Below are 16,163 nucleotides of genomic sequence, written 5' to 3' on the forward strand. Positions count from 1 at the left end.
GTGGGTGGGTGTGGGGAGGGGGCGGGAGGTGGGGTGGGGGGTGGGGGTGGGGGTGGAGGGGGTGGGGAGCAAGGGGGGGGGGGGGGAGGGGGGGGAGGGGGGGGGTGGGCGGGCGAAGTATGTGGAGACGGGGAAGTTGGCGGGCGGTGTGGCGGGGGCTTATTGGGGAGGGAAAGTGGGGGCGAGAATAGCCCGCCTCGGCTGTAAGGTTTTTTTGGGTGTCGCGGCAAAAGGAAACGGTGATTTGGCCTGCGCAGTGATCGGCGGCGCGGCGGGAGGGTATGCAGGAGGCAACGTATTCGGCACTGGCGGTGCGTTTCTGGGCGGGCAAATCGAAGAGATCGACGGTGATTTGATCTTTCAACCAGAGGGCGCTTAAGCATGGATTTTCAACTCATCCTCGCAATTTTTTTATCTGCAGGGGCGCTGATTTTCGCAGGGCTGACTTTATACGCTGAGTACACAAAGCTCGAAGCACTGGAAAGCTACTTCAGCGAGAACAAGGTGGTCTGCGACAACAAACGTTTTTGGGGCAAAAATCAGCACATCGACAGGTTTCATCGCATGCTCCTGATCACTGAACTGTTGGGCATGCCTAAATTTCACATCAAAAGAGGGGAGGTGACCGAGGCTGAGCTGGCGTCCGTCCCGCTATCCCTCAAGCGTTGGGCGCTGTGGCCGTATCATTTTGGGATGGTATTGGCTGCTGGCGCTGCCCTCTGGGTCTACTTGTATGGCTGGTAGCCTGCAATGATTTCTCGCCGGATCAGCTCTTATCGCGAGCCCGTTGCCCGATTCAATCGCAACGCCAGCCGCCACCATGCTCAACCCCAGCCCATTGCCCGGCGTATGCCGACTGGCCGCCACCGGCCTTGCAGATTGAACGCAGCAGTGCGCCCCGAACCATTATTGGCCGTCTGCGGATAAAGATCCTCATGGCGCGGCATCGTGCATTGATGTGCAGGCTTTCACCCGGAATGAGCAATGTGCGGTATCCCGATAGTGCATGGCGGCCGGTCGTTGATGAAAAGATACGTCGACGAGACATTCACTGAGGGCGTGTAGATATGAGTTGCGAAGGACCGATTACTGATGAAAACGCACGGGGTATCGACGTGTCGCGCTGGCAGGGCAACATCGACTGGGCGCGTGTGGCAGGCGCGGGTGTCACCCATGCGATAGTGAAGATGACGGAGGGCGGCGACTACACCGACCCCAAATTCGTCGAGAACTTCCAGGGGATGAAGGCGAACGGCCTGAAGGCCGGGGTTTACCACTATTTCCGTGCGTTGAGCAGCACACCGTGTGAGCAACTGGCCAATATCAAGGCCCGGCTCGCCGAGGTGGGGTTCAAGGTCGGGCAGGACATCCTCGCCATTGACGTCGAGACGAACCGCAACGAAGCGGCCACTGCGGACCAGATGGCCGATGCGCTGTTCCAACTGGTGACGCTTGTCAGGGTTTCGCTGTTGGAGGGCGCTTATCCGCATATTTATGCCTCGCCTAGCGTCTGGAGCAACAGCGTGGCCTGGCGCAAGTATGACTTCAGCGAATGCCCGCTGTGGATCGCCCATTGGGATGCCGCCCAGCCCACCGTGCCGCAAACTTGGAGCAAGCAGGGCAAGAGCTGGCAGTGGTGGCAGCACAGCAGCAAGGGGCGGGTTGAGGGTATTCAGGGCGCGGTAGACCTGGATTGGGTCAAGCCCTGATGCCTACAGCGCAACGGCGTCGATAGAGGCCGTTGTCCCTTTTCTGCTAAGCCTCGCGATTGTAGGTCTTTCTGTCAGTGGTGGGGGGCACGCCCACGATCGAGGGCACGTGTTGGCGTAACGAGAGGCTTGTACCAAACCCGCAGGCGTCAGCACCACGGGGGACGGCAAGCGCATGACAGCGTCATGGATAAAGACGCGACGGCTGGCGTGGGCGGTCGCGTAGGTATCCAGTGCGAGCAGTGCCTGTGCGTCGTAGGGCAACGCCTGGCGGATCTGCCGGGTCGTGCTCGTTGGATTGATCTTATTTTCAGCCAGTGGTAACGCTTATCCTCACATTGAAACATTTGCGCTGGTTTAATGTGTATGTCGACTCGCGAAGGAATCGCCCCCGTCGACTTGCCATTTATCGCCGCCACCTCGAGGAGCTACACCATGCAAGGACGTATGAAGTTAAAGCACCTGGCGTATCTATTCATCCCGCTGCTTGCCGCCTGTACCACGCCCGATAGAACCCGCGAACCCCTCGTCACTGCTCAGCCCCCGCTACAGCAGGCATTGCCGTTCGATAACTGCTCGGTGGGTTGCCCCAGCGGCGGCAGCCCGCTGACGTTGAACCACCAGGCGTACACGCTGAACAACAATGGCTCGACCAAGTTTGCCAACTGGGTGGCGTACAGAATCACCAAGGACACGCCAGCCAGCGGTCGCCCCCGCGACTGGAAGACCGACCCGGATATTCCCGCCGGCGACACGCTCGACCCGGTGGATTACAACGGCGCAAATGTCGCGCTCAAAGTCGACCGCGGCCATCAGGCCAACCTGGCGTCAATGGCGGGTGTTGCTGACTGGCAGACCCTCAATTACCTGTCGAACATCACGCCGCAAAAGGCTGATCTCAACCAGGGGCCTTGGGCGCACCTTGAAGACCAGGAGCGCACCCTCAGCAAACAGCCAGGCATTGACCAGGTGTTTGTCGCCACCGGGCCGCTGTATGAGCATTTTGTCGGCACGCTGCCGGGGACGAACAAGGTGCACACCATTCCCAGTGGCTACTGGAAAATCATCTTCGTCGGCAGCTCACCCGAAAGCGGGCTTTACGCCTCGTTTGTGATGAACCAGGAGACGCCCAAGGGCGCGAACTTCTGCGATTACCAGGTGACCGTTAACCAGATCGAGGCGCGCTCAGGTCTGACGTTCTGGAGCAATTTGCCGCAACCGGTGCAGGCCGCGCTGAAGTCGAAGCAGGGCCAGTTGCCGAGCCGGATCGGCTGTCAGTAGCGGCAAAATCAAGCGTATTTGGCTAATACCCCTCAGTCCGCTCGCTACAGAAGCCTGTTTGAACATGGTGCGTGCTAACTGCGCAAAGACGTTTGGATTTGATCATCAACGGTCTCGAGAAAATCCTCCATCCTGACGCCTCCTAGATCGACCACTGTAGCGCCGCCGGCACGTTGTAGTTATAGACCGGGGTTGAAATAACCACGTGCCCGACGACATCAACGCACTGGCGCTGCTCAGCGTCGACTTGAGGCCCATCGTCGCCAGCGAGCATCCCTTGGCCATGCTCGGCCGTAAGGCAAGGCGTGCTGACCTCGAGCCATAGGTGCAACTGGCACTGTCCGATCCGGTGTCACCCGTGGCGGTTTGTCGATTTGGCACGCCGGCTGTATTTTTTGCTCCCCGGGTTCGGTTGGTGTCGAATGCCGGAGCATCTGGCTGCGGACCACCTGGCCAGCGGGCGCCTGGTGCCGCTGGAGTTAGCCGCCGAACTGCAGCGCGCACCCGACACCCTCACGATCTACGCAGCGCACATGCAAAATCGCGTTTTAAGCACAGCAGGCCGATGGCTGCTCGATGACCTTCAGGAAAGGCAAGGCCCGTTAAAAATCCCTCCTAATTAATGTTTTCCCAATATTCCGGAAAATTTCTCGGTATTGCCTTCTCCAGTTGTTTGCCCAAAAGCTGTGGGTTGCGCCTGAGCTGATATCGCTTGGGTTTATTTCTTCAGGTTGTTGTTGGCAGATCATCGGGAAGGCGCAATACGCTTTGAAGCTTTTGGAGTAGAGCCGGTCTATGGGCAGGTCGGAATACTCAAACGCCAGCAATTTTTTGCACGCTGAATTGGACAGGATATAGGCGTGAGTACCTTTGGCCCGACATCGCGTGATATTAAAACTCCAAGTGAGCCACATAGTGCCCAGCGTCACGCCAAGGTAAAACAGGTCAGGCTGTCGGGAGCACAAAAAGTGATTGATGCGCTGGATAGCCGAGTTTTTTACGCCGACCAGTGTGGCGTCATCCTCCAGGATCAGGACGTTTTTATACCCGCGCTCGAGCGCCAACGCCGCGCAGGCCTGATGAGAGGTAAAACACCCGCGCTCAGGGTTGGTATCTTTTTTGGCAATATAAAACTCGATGTTCAAGCGAGTGCCTGCAAATTCCTTTCGAAGCAACGTGCGGCGGTCCTCACGCTCTTCAAGGCTGATGCAAAACACACCGTCCACTTGTAATGCTCCTAGAGATGACATAGCCGTGATCACTGCCTTTTAACCGTCTAAAGTGGGTCAGCGATCAAGGCTATGTTTTGGTCCTGCTATCGTCTGTAGGAGTGCTCCCAAGCGTATTGGCGAAACCTCAATAGATATGTGTAATCGAGATTACCCAGAGTGATACACACGGTTTTCGCGCACCTCCCTGAGCAACTCACGCGTGGCATCCGCGCGCAGCAGCAGTGTCATTTGCCTTTCGTCGATGATGATTTCCGCCACGATCAACCCACAAATCATCGGGGCGGTCACCAGCCAATGGTAGTAGCACTGGGTCGCCACTGACATGCAGACGCCAAGCACCCACAACGCCAACACCCATTTGGGCGCGCGTTGCTGCAGCGGGACCCAGAAGCGCTGTAGTTTTTTGAGCCGCAAGGTATGCAGTCTCAGCGCGTCTTCAAGGGTTGATAAGTACGCGTTAGCGAAAGGTTGCTGTGCAGTTGACATAGTCTAGGCCACCTAGAGTGCTAAACGATCCGAGCGCGGTTGGGCAGCGTGCTTCCCAGCCAGGCCAAGTTCACGTGTTCAACTTCTACCCAGTGCTCACCGGCAGGTTTTTCACCACAGCTCTTGAACGCCCTGCAAACGCCGTGGGTATCCAACAAGGCAAAGTGTCGATAGCGGGCGGTTCGCGTGCCCCCCCAGGAAAAAATACGCATCGCAGTACCTGGTTAAATCAAGCGTGCCAACTGAGTTCGAACAGCGTTCCGCCGTTTTCCATCCTGCGGCAAGTCACGGCCCCGCCATGGGCGAGGGCAATCGCGCGTACCACCGCCAGGCCCAGACCGCTGCCACCTTGGGCGCGGGAGCGGGAGTGTTCACCGCGTTGGAAGGCCTCGAACATGTGTTTGGCGAAGCCCTCGTCGATGCCGGGGCCGTCATCGCGCACGCGCAGGTAATTGATGGCATCGCGGGTACTCAGGTGCACGATGACGTTGCCCGGTGTCGCGTGGCGGCGGATATTGTCCAGCAGCGCCAACAAGGCCTGGCGAATCCTGGCCGGGTCGCAACGCATCGTGCGGCGTTGCAGGTCCAGTTGCAGCACAAACCCTGCGTCCGCCAGGCTCGGTTCGAACAGTCGCACATCCTCTTCAATCCCCGTGGCCAGGTCGGCTTCCTGCAGGTTGAGTTCCAGGTAGCCACTGTCGGCCAGGCCGACGACGCGCAAGTCCTCGATCACGCGGGTCAAGCCTTCTACTTGGCCCAACAAACTGTAGAACTGCACGGTGTCGGGCTCGAATACGCCTTCGGCCAAGCCTTGCAAGCGCCCGCGCAGGATGGTCAGGGGCGTGCGCAGTTCGTGGGCAATCGCCGCATTCCAGAACGCCTGCTCCTGTGCCATACGCTGTAAGCGTTTGGCCATGCTATTGAAGTCATCCACCAGAATGGCCGCCTCACCCATGGACTGGTCACCGGCCACGGCTTGCACATCCAGGTCGCCGTCCGCCAGTTTGCGCAGGTTCTCGGCCACCGAGTTCAAGGGCATCAGGATCCGCCGCGATAACTTCAGCGCCACGATCGAACCCACCGCCAAGCTCACGCACGTGGTCAAGCCCATCCATATCCACTCGGCACTGGCCGGCAGCCACTGATCCACTTCGTCGTCGGTGAGCGGCCAGTACGTCCAAAGCAACGCGTAGAAAATGTACGAGCCAATCACGGCCAGTGCGATCACGCACAACACCACCACGGACATCGACAGGATGATCTGGCGGCTCAAACCGTTGAACCTTTTCACGAGGCACTTCCAAAGCGGTAGCCAACGCCGCGGATGCTGGTCGGCACGCCCTGCAACCCCAACTCTTCGATCTTGCGGCGCAGTTTGCTGATGTGGCTGTCGACCGTGCGTTCCAGGCTGTCACTTTCCGGGGAGCATTGGGCCAGTAGTTCGGTGCGGGTAAACACCCGTTTCGGCGCTTTGGCCAGCTGGGCCAGCAAGCGGAACTCGGTGACGGTCAAGGCCAGCGGGAGGTGTTTGCCGGCGACAGTCACCGTGACTTCATAGCTTTCCAAGTCGATATCAAACGCATCCACCCGCAGCACTGTGGCAGTAGCGCGGTGGTTGTAAGCGAGGGAGCGCCGCAGCACTGCCTGGGTGCGGGCGACTACCTCTGCCGGGTTGAACGGTTTGACGATGTAATCGTCGGCCCCGATGCGCAGGCCCATCAGCTTGTCCATGTCCTGATCCTGCGCCGTCAGCATGATCACCGGCGTATTGCCGCGATGGCGCACTTCAGCAAGTACCTGCCAGCCATCCACCTTGGGCATCAGTACATCCAGCAGCAACAGGTCCGGCTTGAGTGCCAGGTGCATTTCTAAGGCGTGTCGGCCATTGAGTGCGTGGGCGGTGCGAAAACCGCTGCGCTTGAGATAGGCAATCAGGATGTCCGCGATCTCGGGCTCGTCTTCCGCAATCAACACCAGCGCCTGAGTTTCGCGGGCGTTGTCTGGTCGGGGCATCGATGCAACGGGAAAATCATTCATGGTCTGCTCGGTGAATAGGTCGCGCGCCGTCGCATCCCTGTGCTCGCGGTTATCTGCCGTGTCGTGGCTGCCGTCCGTGGTCACGTGTTCGAATGTTGATCATAGCCTCTGGGGGATGCCATTCGACCGTGGTCGGTGCATTGTGCGCAACAAACGTGCGCTTTCATGGGAGGTTTTGTGGAGGAACGATGGAGGCGGGCAATAATGTTGCCCGCCGCACTCCGTTCAGATCAGCAGTGGATTTCCCAGCCAAAACCATAGCCCTCGGCGCGTTACTTGCCCTTTATCACCGACGCTGAGCTCCCAGTGTGCCTGGGCGATATGAGGTTCATGGGAGGTTTTATGCAGTAAGGGTGGATGAGCCAGGCGGATTGACGGGCAATACACAAAAGTCCAGTATGGAATTATAAGTACAAAAAAGCAGTCCCCTTTCTTTCTTCACTTCTTGCCAAACCAACAACAACTTGCGAGACAACGATCATGAAGAAACGCACGCTTCTCACCGCGCTACCCCTGACCTTGGCCCTGAGCCTGATTGCTTCCAGCCACGTACTGGCTGCCGACAAACCCCTGCGCATCGGCATCGAGGCGGCGTACCCGCCGTTCGCGTCCAAGACGCAAGAGGGCAAGATCGAGGGGTTCGACTACGACATCGGCAACGCCTTGTGTGCGCAGATGAAAGCCAAGTGCGTGTGGGTGGAAGGTGAGTTCGACGGCCTGATTCCTTCCCTCAAGGTGAAGAAAATCGACATGGCTCTGTCGTCCATGACCATCAATGAAGACCGCAAGAAGTCGGTGGACTTTAGTCACAAGTATTACTTCACCTCCTCGCGGCTGGTGATGAAGGACGGTGCGGTGGTGGATGACCAGTACGCCAGCCTCAAAGGCAAGACCGTCGGCGTGCAACGGGCCACGACCACCGACCGTTATGCCAGCGAGGTGTTCGAGCCCAAGGGCGTTAACGTCAAGCGCTACAGCAACAACGAAGAAATCTATATGGACCTGGCCTCGGGGCGCCTGGATGCGATCTTTGCCGACACCATCCCGCTGAGCGACTTCCTGAGCATGCCGCGCGGCAAGGGTTACGCTTTCGTCGGCCCGGAACTCAAGGACCCGAAATACGTGGGCGAGGGCGCCGGGATCGCCGTGCGCAAGGGCAATACTGCGTTGGTCAGTGCGTTGAATGCGGCCATCGATGGCATTCGCGCCAATGGCGAGTACCAGAAGATTTCACAGAAGTACTTCAAATCGGATATCTACGGCGACTGACTATGAAAATGGCGTAGGCCAATGAGGCCTGCGCCCACCGTTGATGGATGGTGTTTCGAAGATGATCGCCTCAGCCCTTCAATTCCTTCAAATGCTTGTAAACCGTCGCCCGCCCCATCCCCAGCACATTCGCCACATAGTTGGAGGCACTCTTGCCCTTGAACGCGCCTTCGGCATGCAGCGCCAGCACCAGCTCGCGCTTATGGTCACGGGTCAGCAGGTTCAGGCTCAACTGGCGCTCGCGCATCCACGCATGCAAGAAGGTGTTGATCCGCTCCTGCCAGTCATCACGAAACAGCGAGTCCGGTTGCGCGATCAGCTTGCTTGGCGACAGGAACAGATCCAACGCCGCCTTGGCATTTTCGAACAGCGAGATATTCAGGTTGATGCACAACAGCGCGAGCCTGCGCCCTTTGTGGTCGTGGAGCACGGTGCTCAGGCTGCGAATTTTCTGACCGTCCCAATTGAGCTTTTCGTACGGGCCGATATTCACTTCGCTGACGTCATCGCTGAGCATGTCCTCCAACGATGAGTCGTCACCGAGGGCGCGTTTGGACAGGTTATTGGCAATGTAATCGACTTTTTGCGTGCGCAGGTCATGCAGCACCACTTCGGCGTGGGGGAAGAACAGCGTAGCGATCGCGTCAGCGATCGCACGGAAATTCTGCATGACCTTTTCTTGCTCGGCGGTGTTCATTAATGCGGCTCCAGGCGGACGGGCGAGAGCATACCAGCGTCCAGGCCGAATCGCGTCAACGGCTCCGGCAGCGGCGCCGCGCACCAGGGCTGCGCTCGCCTGGCCCATGGCCGGTGATGTCTGGATGCCATAGCCGCCTTGTGCCGCCACCCAGAACAACCCGGGCACCTGCGGATCGAAGCCCGAGAGCAAATCACCGTCGTGCACAAAGCTGCGCAGGCCGGCCCAGGTCCGCGTCGGGCGGCGGATGGTCAAGGTGGTGGCTTCTTCGATCTGATAGATGCCCATGGCGATGTCCAGCTCTTCGGGCTGCACATCTTGCGGTTCAACCGGGTCGGCGTTGGCCGGTGAGCCCAGGAACATGCCGGCATCGGGCTTCATGTAGAAGGCTTCGTCGAGTGCCACCAGCATCGGCCAATGGTGGGTGTCCACACCCTCAGGCCCGGCGAAGATAAACGCCGAACGGCGCTTGGGTTGCAAGCCGATGGGCGCCGCGCCCGCCAGCTCGCCGATATGGTCGGCCCACGCGCCGGCGGCGTTGATGATGACCGGCGCGGTGTACGTCGCATCCTGGGTGCGCACCTGCCACAGGCCGTCGGCGTCACGGCTCAAACTCAGCACGTGGCTGTCGGTGCGCACTTCGCTGTGGTTGCGCCGGATACCGCGCAAATAGCCTTGGTGCAGAGCGTCGGTGTCGATGTCGCTGGCGGTGGGGTCGAAGATCGCGCCGTGGACTTTCTCACGGCGCAGGATTGGCAACCGCGCGCAGGCCTCATCGGCACTCAGCCGTTCGACCTGCGGCACGCTGGCTTTGGCGCTCAGGTATTGGCTCTCCAGCTCCGCCGGATCGCCGCTGAAATCCACGGTCATTTCGCCGCGCGGCGTCAGCAGCGGGTGCTCACAGAAGCCAGCCGGTGGGTTGTCGAAGAACTCGCGGCTGGCCAGGGTCAGCGCGCGCACTTGCGGGGTGCCATAAGCTGCCGTATAGAGCGCCGCCGAACGCCCGGTGGAGTGATAGGCCGGGTGGTTTTCGCGCTCCAGCACCAACACTTTGCCGTGCTGTGACAGCCAGAAACCCGTGGATGCGCCAGCAATGCCGCCGCCGATGATGATGAAATCTGCATGGCTCATAAACGTCTCCTAAAAGCGCTTAGCGCTGGATCTGGTACAGGGCATTGGCCAGCGCAATATCTTCCAGGCCCAGGCCGATCGAGCGGAAAAACACATGGCGGTCGTAGTCCGGGCGCTGCGCCATGTCGCTGAGTAATTCGGGCAGGTCGCCGACGATGGCGCGCTTGTCCCAGCCGTGGCGTTCACTGGCGATCAGCATCTCACCGGCTGCGCCCGGGGTGGTCTGGCGATAGTCGCAGAACACGTGCATGTGCTCGAGGCTCGCAGGCGGCACTTCATGGGCGCGCGGGGCATTGGTGCTGATGGAGGTGATCAGTGCGGGTTTACTCAGGCGCATCGGCTCGATCACAGGGCCTGCCGATGAGGTGCAGAGCAGAATGACGTCGGCATCTTCCACGGCCGCGTCGCAGGTCTGGGCCAGGGTCAGGCGTGGGTCCAGGCCTTTGAGGTGGGCGAGGGTCTCGGCATTTGCTCGGCTCAGGCTGGGCGAATACAGGCTGATGTGCTGCCAGGCGCGCAGGTTCTGCACGTAGCGCAGGTGCGCCTGAGCGACCTTGCCGCTGCCGATGATCGCCAGGCGCCGGGCTGCCGCCGGTGCCAGGGCGTCCACCGCCACGGCGGTGGTGGCGGCAGTGCGCGCGGTGGTCAACTCTGCCGCATCGCAAAGCAACAAGGGCTGGCCGGTATGCATCGACATCAACAGCGTCCATGCCGTGACCAGCGGGCCTTGCTCGCGCACGATGTACGGCGAGGTCTTGACCCCGTAAACCCCGTCTTCGGCCAGCACCCCCAAGTAGTTGATAAAGTCGCCGGCGCCCTGCGGGAACTCTACCCACTGTTGCGCCGGTTGCACCGCACGCCCTGCGGCCAGGTCGCGAAACAGCTTGCGCAGGATGTGAGGCACATCGAGCTGGGTGAGTAATTCGTGGGCCTGGGGTTGGTTGATCACGTGGGGCGTGCTGGACATGGCGATCTCTGCAAATAAACTAATTTGTCCATTATGGACTTTTAGTTCTGCTGGGCAATATCCATATTAAAAAAAAGCGACGTCGCCGCCTTCCGATCAAAGTGATGCGCACCGTACCAAGGCAGAGACCGGCGCGGGCAGCGGCCACTCCACCGCCATTTCCATCAACGCGCAACTGCGACCGGACCTGGCGCAACGGCAAGTCAACCCAGTAAGCCTGCCAGGCTTCACCTTGCCTACCGGTCAGAACGGCTTGTTCCGCCTGAGCGGGCAGGGCGCCACCCAAGGGCAAGCGGCCCAAGGCAATACCGGCGCGCAGAGCTGGACACTCGGCGGCGCGAGCGTCGACCTGGCGCAACGTCAACAAACCCTTCCAGCGAACTCGGCACGCACGCTTCAACTGGGCGACGTCGCCCAGGTGTCCGCAAGCACCCACGCACTGAGCGTCGCGGCCCGTACCGCAGGCAGCATTGATGCCAGTGCACGCGCGGTCAACGCTGCCGGCGTCGGCAGTGCCGATGCTGTCGTGCAACAGCCCGGCCGCACGACAGCTGGCGGTATCGCGCATGTCGACGGTATCGCGGCGTTGAACCCAAGTGGCAGCGCCCAACCCGGCGCCGACCTTTCCCCGACCCTGGTTGAGCGAGATGCCCGGGTTGTGGTCACCGCACCTGAGGGCCCGGCTTCGCTCCCAGGCCCAGCACCGCATGACGCCCCGGCCACCGTTGCGATTCAAGCCAGTGCACCACCGAGCGCGGTAGGCGCCCAAGCCATCAGCCGCGTGCAAGGCCTGCCCGATAGAAGCGGCGTGTCGCAAGCGCACAAATACCTGATCGAAACCAACCCCGTGCTCACCGACATGAAGCAATTCATGAGCTCGGACTACCTGCTCTCTGGCCTGGGCTACAACCCGGACGAGAGCGCCAAGCGCCTGGGCGATGGTTTCTACGAACAGCGCCTGGTCCAACAAGCTGTCGTGGCTCGCACCGGCCAACGTTTTATCGATGGGCAAACCACCGACGAAAAACTCTTCAAACACCTGATGGACAACGCCATCGCCAGCAAGCAAACACTGAACCTGGCCGTGGGGGTAAACCTGACTTCCGAGCAAGTGGCAGCGTTGACCCACGACATCGTCTGGCTGGAAAAGAGCGTGGTCAACGGCGAAGAAGTGCTGGTGCCGGTGCTGTACCTGGCCAACGCCAACAACCGCCTGGCGCCGACCGGTGCGCTGATTGCCGGCAACGACGTCAGCCTGATCGCCGGGCAAGACCTCAACAACGTCGGCACCCTGCGCGCCAGCAACAACCTGTCGGCCAAGGCCGGCAATGACCTGGTGAACAGCGGCTTGATTGAAGCGGGCAACCGCCTGGACCTGCTGGCCGGCAACAACATCGTCAACAAGGCCGGCGGCATCATTGCAGGCCGCGACGTCACCCTGACCGCCGTGAACGGCGACGTGATAAACGAACGCACCGTCACCCGTCACGACAGCAGCGACGGCGTCTCCAGTGAACACCGCGAGTTCCTCAGCAGCGCAGCCCGCATCGAAGCGGCCAACGACCTGAGCATCAACGCCGGGCGTGACTTCTCCAACCAGGGCAGCGTGCTCGACAGCGGCCGCGACACCACGATTCAGGCCGGGCGCGACCTGAGCTTTGGGTCGGTGGAGCAGGTCAACAACAACGCCAACACCCAAACGCGCTCCAACAGCAGCTCCGTCACGCAGAACGGCTCGTCGGTGACGGCGGGTCGCGACCTGTCGGCAAAGGCCGGGAGAGACTTGACCGCGATTGCCAGCCAGATTGATGCCAAGCGGGATGTGGCGATGTCGGCGGGTGGGGACCTGATCTTGGCTTCGGCGGCGGATGAGCAGCATGCGGCGTTGAACCTGAAGAAGGTTAAGGCGCAGGAAGACCATGTGAGTCAGGTGGCGACTTCGGTTAAGGCTGGGGGGGATGTGGTGCTCAGCGCTGGGAAGGACTTAGCGCTGATTGCCAGCCGTGTCAGTGCTGGGGATGAGGCGTATCTGAGCGCTGGCGCTAACCTGGCGTTGCAAGCGGCGGCCAATGAAGACTACAGCTTCTACAGCAAGGTCAAGAAAAGCTCATCTGGCAAAAAGAGTCGACTGGATGAGTTAGCCAGCACTACCAACATGGCCAGCTCGGTTACCAGCGGCACGAACGCTACGCTGGTCGCGGGCAATAATCTCATCGTCAAGGGGAGTGAGGTCGCTGCCGACAAGGGGGCAGCCAAGCTAGTCGCCGGTAATGATGTGCAGATTGTTGCGGTCTCCGACTCCAACAGTGTCCGGCATGAAAGCAGCAAGAGCAAAAGTAGCTGGGGTGGGTTGAAGTCGAGCAAGGTTCAGGACGCGGTTTCTGAGACGCAGACCATAGCAAGGGGCAGCATTATTTCGGGTAACACCGTGGATGTTGCGGCCCTGCATGATGTCACGGTGAAAGGCTCCGGACTTGTCAGTACCCAGGACCTGAAAGTACAGGCCGGTCGTGACCTGGTGATTGATGCGGCGCAAAACACGTTCACTCGTAATGAAACGCACAAGGAGAAAAATCGTGACCTGACCGGCGTGCTGACGGCCAACAACCTGGGCGTTGATGACATCACCGGAAATCAGCATCTGTCCATCAGCAGCCAGAACCATACCGGCCAGTCCGCTCAGACGACATTGACCGGGAGCACTGTCGGCTCGAGCCAGGGCAATGTGGTGCTCACTGCCGGTCGTGATCTGAGCGTAATTGCCAGCGACCTGGTCAGTACCAAGAACATGAGCCTGACGGGGGCCAACGTCAATATTGCCGCTGGCATGGAAAGCGCCAGTCAGAGCAGTACCGACAAGTCCAGCAGCCTGGCAGTGGGCCGAGTGGTTGGCGGCGCTGTCGTGGATACCTTCAATTCTATCCGTGGTGCCATCAAGGCGGCGAACAATGCCGACGATCCCAAACTCAAGGCAGTGAAATTGGCGCAGGCTGCGCTGGCAGCTTACAACCTGAACGGTATGGGTGATTCGGTATCCGGGAGTATCAAGGACTACGGCAATAACAAAGGCAGTTCGTCCAGCAATGGCTCTTTGATAAAAATCGGTACTGAAACGGCGCTGACCCACAGCAAAAGAACCAGCGAATATGAAAGCCACACGGCCAAGCAGAGTTCACTCAACGTGGGGCAGGCGCTTGCTATCGAGGCCACGGGAAAGGCACCCGGCACGGTAGGTGATATTCATGTCATCGGCAGTAGCCTGAAGGCGGCCGAAACGGCATTGATCGCTAAGAACGACATCACTCTGGAAAGCGCGCAGAACACCGCTGACTGGGCAAACAATAACGCCAACAACAGAAAGGCCATAGGCGCCAGCTTCAATATTGGTCAGCAGAATGGCTTTACCATCGACCTTGGCGCCCAGATCGCCAAAGGCATGGGTACCGGTAGTTCGGCCACACAGGTCAATACCACGCTGGATAGCGGTGCACTGACCTTGCACAGCGGCAAAGACACCACGCTTGAGGGCGCGCAGGTCCGAGCCAGCAAGATTGATGCGTGGGTCGAAGGCAACCTGAATATTGCCTCGCGTCAGGACTCCGAAACCGAGAAGAACAAGCAGGGTAGCGCGGGTGTGGGCGCCAGTATCTGCATTCCTCCGATCTGTTATGGCGTTCCGGTGACGGCATCGGCGAGCCTGTCTGCCGGCAACATGAAGAGTAATTACCAGGCGGTGACGGACCAGAGTGGTTTTTTTGCGGGAAATGGTGGTTACAACATCGTTGTTGGCGCTAACACCACGCTTCATGGGGCCGTGATTGCCAGTGATGCGACGGCGGATAAGAACCTGCTCAGCACCGACCGTTTGATAACCAGCGATATCAAGAACAAGAGTGATATCAAGAGTACGTCTGTCAGCGTCAGCGGTTCCGCCAGTTTTAGCGGTTCGGGTGGGTCGGAGGGAGCCTTGGGCGGCCTGTTCGGTATGTCGCTCAGTGAGTCAGACCGTAGCAAGACCCGAAGTGCGGTCAGCGAAGGCACGATCATGGTGCGTAACGCGGAAGGCGCCAATGATCTGGTTGGCCTGAACCGTGACACCGCCAATGCCAACGAGAAGCTTGACCGCCCTGACAAAAAGGCGATGGAAGAACGCATGGAGCTAATTCGCAGCTCCGTGGAGTTGGTTAATGGCATCTCGGATGCAATTGCCACCGCCAAGATGAAAGCCGCTCAGGACCCCAAGAGTGATGAGTCGAAGGCGGCACGCCAGCAGTTGTTGGACAAGGGCACAGTCAATCCGACTCCCGATCAGATCGACCAACAGGTCAGTCAGAACTACGGCGTAGGTAGCAGCTTCAAGAAAGCAGCTCAGGCGGTGAGTGCCGTTGTCCAGGGCGTTTTGGGCGGGAACATGGGTGGTGCGTTAGCGGGCGCAGCTGCGCCTTATGTGGCTGAACGCATCAAGAAGGTTACCGAGGATGACGATACTGCGAATCTAATGGCGCATGCGGTTTGGGGAGCGGTACTTGCTAAAGCACAGGGTAACTCGGCGTTGGCGGGTGCTGCGGGGGCCAGCACTGGGGAATATATCGCCAAGCAACTTTTCCCGAACAAACCATTGAACCAGTTGACCGAGTCAGAAAAACAAACGATATCGGCGCTAGCTACATTGGCCGGTGGGCTGGCTGGTGGGTTAGCTGCGGGGAGCTTAGACAACGCGGTAGTTGCGGCGGGTACCGCTAAAAACGCTGCTGAAAACAATGCCATGGGCATGTGGGCTGGAGGCGAGCTTGGTTTCTGGTTCTCAAAAATTGATGGTTGCGACAGTACTTGTAAAGCCGAGATAGCGGAGAGGGATGCTAAAGGCGGTTTGATTGGCTCCGCTATCTTGTTGGCCGTCGTTGTTGGTGCAATGGGTGCAGCAGCAGCTCCAGAGGTGATCGCCGCTGCACGCGCTGCAAGTAAAGCTTGTGCAGCCAATCCGGCCCTATGCACCGCCGAACTCACTGTGTGGATAGCTGAGATGGGCGCTAGCGAGGCATTACCTACGGGGCTTGCCGCTGGAGGCGCCGCCAAGCTGACAACTGAACAGCTAGCTAACGTTCGTGCTTTAATCGAGGTTGAAAAGCAAACGAAAACTAAGGTCAGTCTTGAGTTGCTGAATGCTGCCTTAGGGTCTGGAAATGGTGTAAAGGGTGCAAAAGGACCAGGGCAGGTTATCCCTGATGCAATCAGCCCATCCAAGTTCAGCCGGGTTGAAGACCTGTTTGGGCAGACATTTGAAAGTATCCCGCTGTCGCACCTTCCCAATTGGAAGACCGGTTCGCTTGCAAATGATGGGGTGTTAGAGATGG

14 protein-coding genes and 2 pseudogenes are annotated in these 16,163 nt (G+C 59.4%); 8 read left to right on the forward strand and 8 right to left on the reverse strand.

Going from position 1 to position 16,163, the window contains the following annotated elements:
* Positions 1–244: 244 nt before the first annotated feature.
* From E0F99_RS30895 to E0F99_RS24075, 5 genes are all read left to right on the forward strand, one after another.
* On the forward strand, positions 245–379 hold the full coding sequence (locus E0F99_RS30895; RefSeq protein ID WP_278045762.1) for a hypothetical protein: 135 nt from the start codon (positions 245–247) through the stop codon (positions 377–379).
* A 2-nt stretch (positions 380–381) separates the two neighbouring features.
* A complete protein-coding gene (locus E0F99_RS24055) occupies positions 382–744 on the forward strand; it encodes a hypothetical protein (RefSeq protein ID WP_083359018.1) in 363 nt (120 codons plus the stop codon).
* Between the two features lie 323 nt (positions 745–1,067).
* Positions 1,068–1,709 carry a glycoside hydrolase family 25 protein gene (locus E0F99_RS24060; protein ID WP_083359017.1) on the forward strand — a complete coding sequence of 214 codons (642 nt, stop codon included), beginning with the start codon at positions 1,068–1,070 and terminating at the stop codon, positions 1,707–1,709.
* 186 nt (positions 1,710–1,895) lie between these two features.
* Positions 1,896–2,033, forward strand: coding sequence for a hypothetical protein (locus tag E0F99_RS30110; RefSeq protein ID WP_156795358.1), 138 nt, complete (start codon positions 1,896–1,898; stop codon positions 2,031–2,033).
* A gap of 111 nt (positions 2,034–2,144) precedes the next feature.
* Positions 2,145–2,990 (forward strand): DNA/RNA non-specific endonuclease, encoded by an 846-nt coding sequence (locus tag E0F99_RS24075; RefSeq protein WP_083359016.1) that lies wholly within the window; start codon positions 2,145–2,147, stop codon positions 2,988–2,990.
* Positions 2,991–3,132: 142 nt separating this feature from the next.
* On the opposite strand, the gene E0F99_RS24080 is transcribed toward E0F99_RS24075, so the two are convergent.
* Entirely contained in the window at positions 3,133–3,321 is a 189-nt protein-coding gene (locus tag E0F99_RS24080) for an NADPH-dependent FMN reductase family protein (RefSeq protein ID WP_197679971.1), read from the reverse strand.
* Between E0F99_RS24080 and E0F99_RS31270 the strand changes: the two genes are divergently transcribed.
* Positions 3,296–3,613 (forward strand): LysR substrate-binding domain-containing protein, encoded by a 318-nt coding sequence (locus tag E0F99_RS31270; protein ID WP_269457871.1) that lies wholly within the window; start codon positions 3,296–3,298, stop codon positions 3,611–3,613. The two genes, E0F99_RS24080 and E0F99_RS31270, sit on opposite strands and share 26 nt — an antisense overlap.
* Here E0F99_RS31270 and E0F99_RS24090 read toward each other — a convergent pair.
* The 4 genes from E0F99_RS24090 to E0F99_RS24110 all read right to left on the reverse strand — a co-directional run bounded on the left by E0F99_RS24090 (position 3,593) and on the right by E0F99_RS24110 (position 6,745).
* Entirely contained in the window at positions 3,593–4,216 is a 624-nt protein-coding gene (locus tag E0F99_RS24090) for a glycosyltransferase family 25 protein (protein WP_083359015.1), read from the reverse strand. The two genes, E0F99_RS31270 and E0F99_RS24090, sit on opposite strands and share 21 nt — an antisense overlap.
* A gap of 153 nt (positions 4,217–4,369) precedes the next feature.
* Positions 4,370–4,708, reverse strand: coding sequence for a hypothetical protein (locus E0F99_RS24095; protein ID WP_083359014.1), 339 nt, complete (start codon positions 4,706–4,708; stop codon positions 4,370–4,372).
* A gap of 229 nt (positions 4,709–4,937) precedes the next feature.
* Positions 4,938–5,999, reverse strand: coding sequence for an ATP-binding protein (locus E0F99_RS24105; RefSeq protein WP_083359012.1), 1,062 nt, complete (start codon positions 5,997–5,999; stop codon positions 4,938–4,940).
* Complete coding sequence (locus E0F99_RS24110) at positions 5,996–6,745, reverse strand: response regulator (protein WP_083360457.1); 750 nt, start codon at positions 6,743–6,745, stop codon at positions 5,996–5,998. Before E0F99_RS24110 ends, E0F99_RS24105 begins: the two co-directional genes overlap by 4 nt.
* Positions 6,746–7,225: 480 nt before the next feature.
* Between E0F99_RS24110 and E0F99_RS24115 the strand changes: the two genes are divergently transcribed.
* The gene (locus tag E0F99_RS24115) at positions 7,226–8,014 is read left to right on the forward strand and encodes an ABC transporter substrate-binding protein (protein WP_083359011.1); all 789 of its coding nucleotides are present in this window, start codon (positions 7,226–7,228) and stop codon (positions 8,012–8,014) included.
* Between the two features lie 70 nt (positions 8,015–8,084).
* Here E0F99_RS24115 and E0F99_RS24120 read toward each other — a convergent pair whose 3' ends face one another.
* The 3 genes and pseudogenes from E0F99_RS24120 to E0F99_RS24130 form a co-directional block, all read right to left on the reverse strand.
* Entirely contained in the window at positions 8,085–8,711 is a 627-nt protein-coding gene (locus tag E0F99_RS24120; RefSeq protein WP_083359010.1) for a helix-turn-helix transcriptional regulator, read from the reverse strand.
* Positions 8,711–9,842: pseudogene (locus E0F99_RS24125) on the reverse strand (NAD(P)/FAD-dependent oxidoreductase). The gene E0F99_RS24120 and the pseudogene E0F99_RS24125 overlap by 1 nt, the downstream one beginning before the upstream one ends.
* 19 nt (positions 9,843–9,861) lie before the next feature.
* Positions 9,862–10,809: an ornithine cyclodeaminase family protein gene (locus E0F99_RS24130; protein ID WP_083359009.1), complete on the reverse strand. Its 948-nt coding sequence runs from the start codon at positions 10,807–10,809 to the stop codon at positions 9,862–9,864.
* Positions 10,810–11,581: 772 nt separating this feature from the next.
* Here E0F99_RS24130 and E0F99_RS24135 point away from each other — a divergent pair.
* Positions 11,582–16,163: pseudogene (locus tag E0F99_RS24135) on the forward strand (hemagglutinin repeat-containing protein); the annotation flags it as partial.

Source organism: Pseudomonas antarctica (genome assembly GCF_900624995.1).
GTDB lineage: Bacteria > Pseudomonadota > Gammaproteobacteria > Pseudomonadales > Pseudomonadaceae > Aquipseudomonas > Aquipseudomonas antarctica.

Coding starts and splice junctions, on each gene's coding strand:
- E0F99_RS24055 (WP_083359018.1), top strand. CDS start 382: ATGGATTTTCAACTCATCCTCGCAATTTTTTTATCTGCAGGGGCGCTG.
- E0F99_RS24060 (WP_083359017.1), top strand. CDS start 1,068: ATGAGTTGCGAAGGACCGATTACTGATGAAAACGCACGGGGTATCGAC.
- E0F99_RS30110 (WP_156795358.1), top strand. CDS start 1,896: ATGGATAAAGACGCGACGGCTGGCGTGGGCGGTCGCGTAGGTATCCAG.
- E0F99_RS24075 (WP_083359016.1), top strand. CDS start 2,145: ATGCAAGGACGTATGAAGTTAAAGCACCTGGCGTATCTATTCATCCCG.
- E0F99_RS24095 (WP_083359014.1), bottom strand. CDS start 4,708: ATGTCAACTGCACAGCAACCTTTCGCTAACGCGTACTTATCAACCCTT.
- E0F99_RS24110 (WP_083360457.1), bottom strand. CDS start 6,745: ATGAATGATTTTCCCGTTGCATCGATGCCCCGACCAGACAACGCCCGC.
- E0F99_RS24115 (WP_083359011.1), top strand. CDS start 7,226: ATGAAGAAACGCACGCTTCTCACCGCGCTACCCCTGACCTTGGCCCTG.
- E0F99_RS24120 (WP_083359010.1), bottom strand. CDS start 8,711: ATGAACACCGCCGAGCAAGAAAAGGTCATGCAGAATTTCCGTGCGATC.
- E0F99_RS24130 (WP_083359009.1), bottom strand. CDS start 10,809: ATGTCCAGCACGCCCCACGTGATCAACCAACCCCAGGCCCACGAATTA.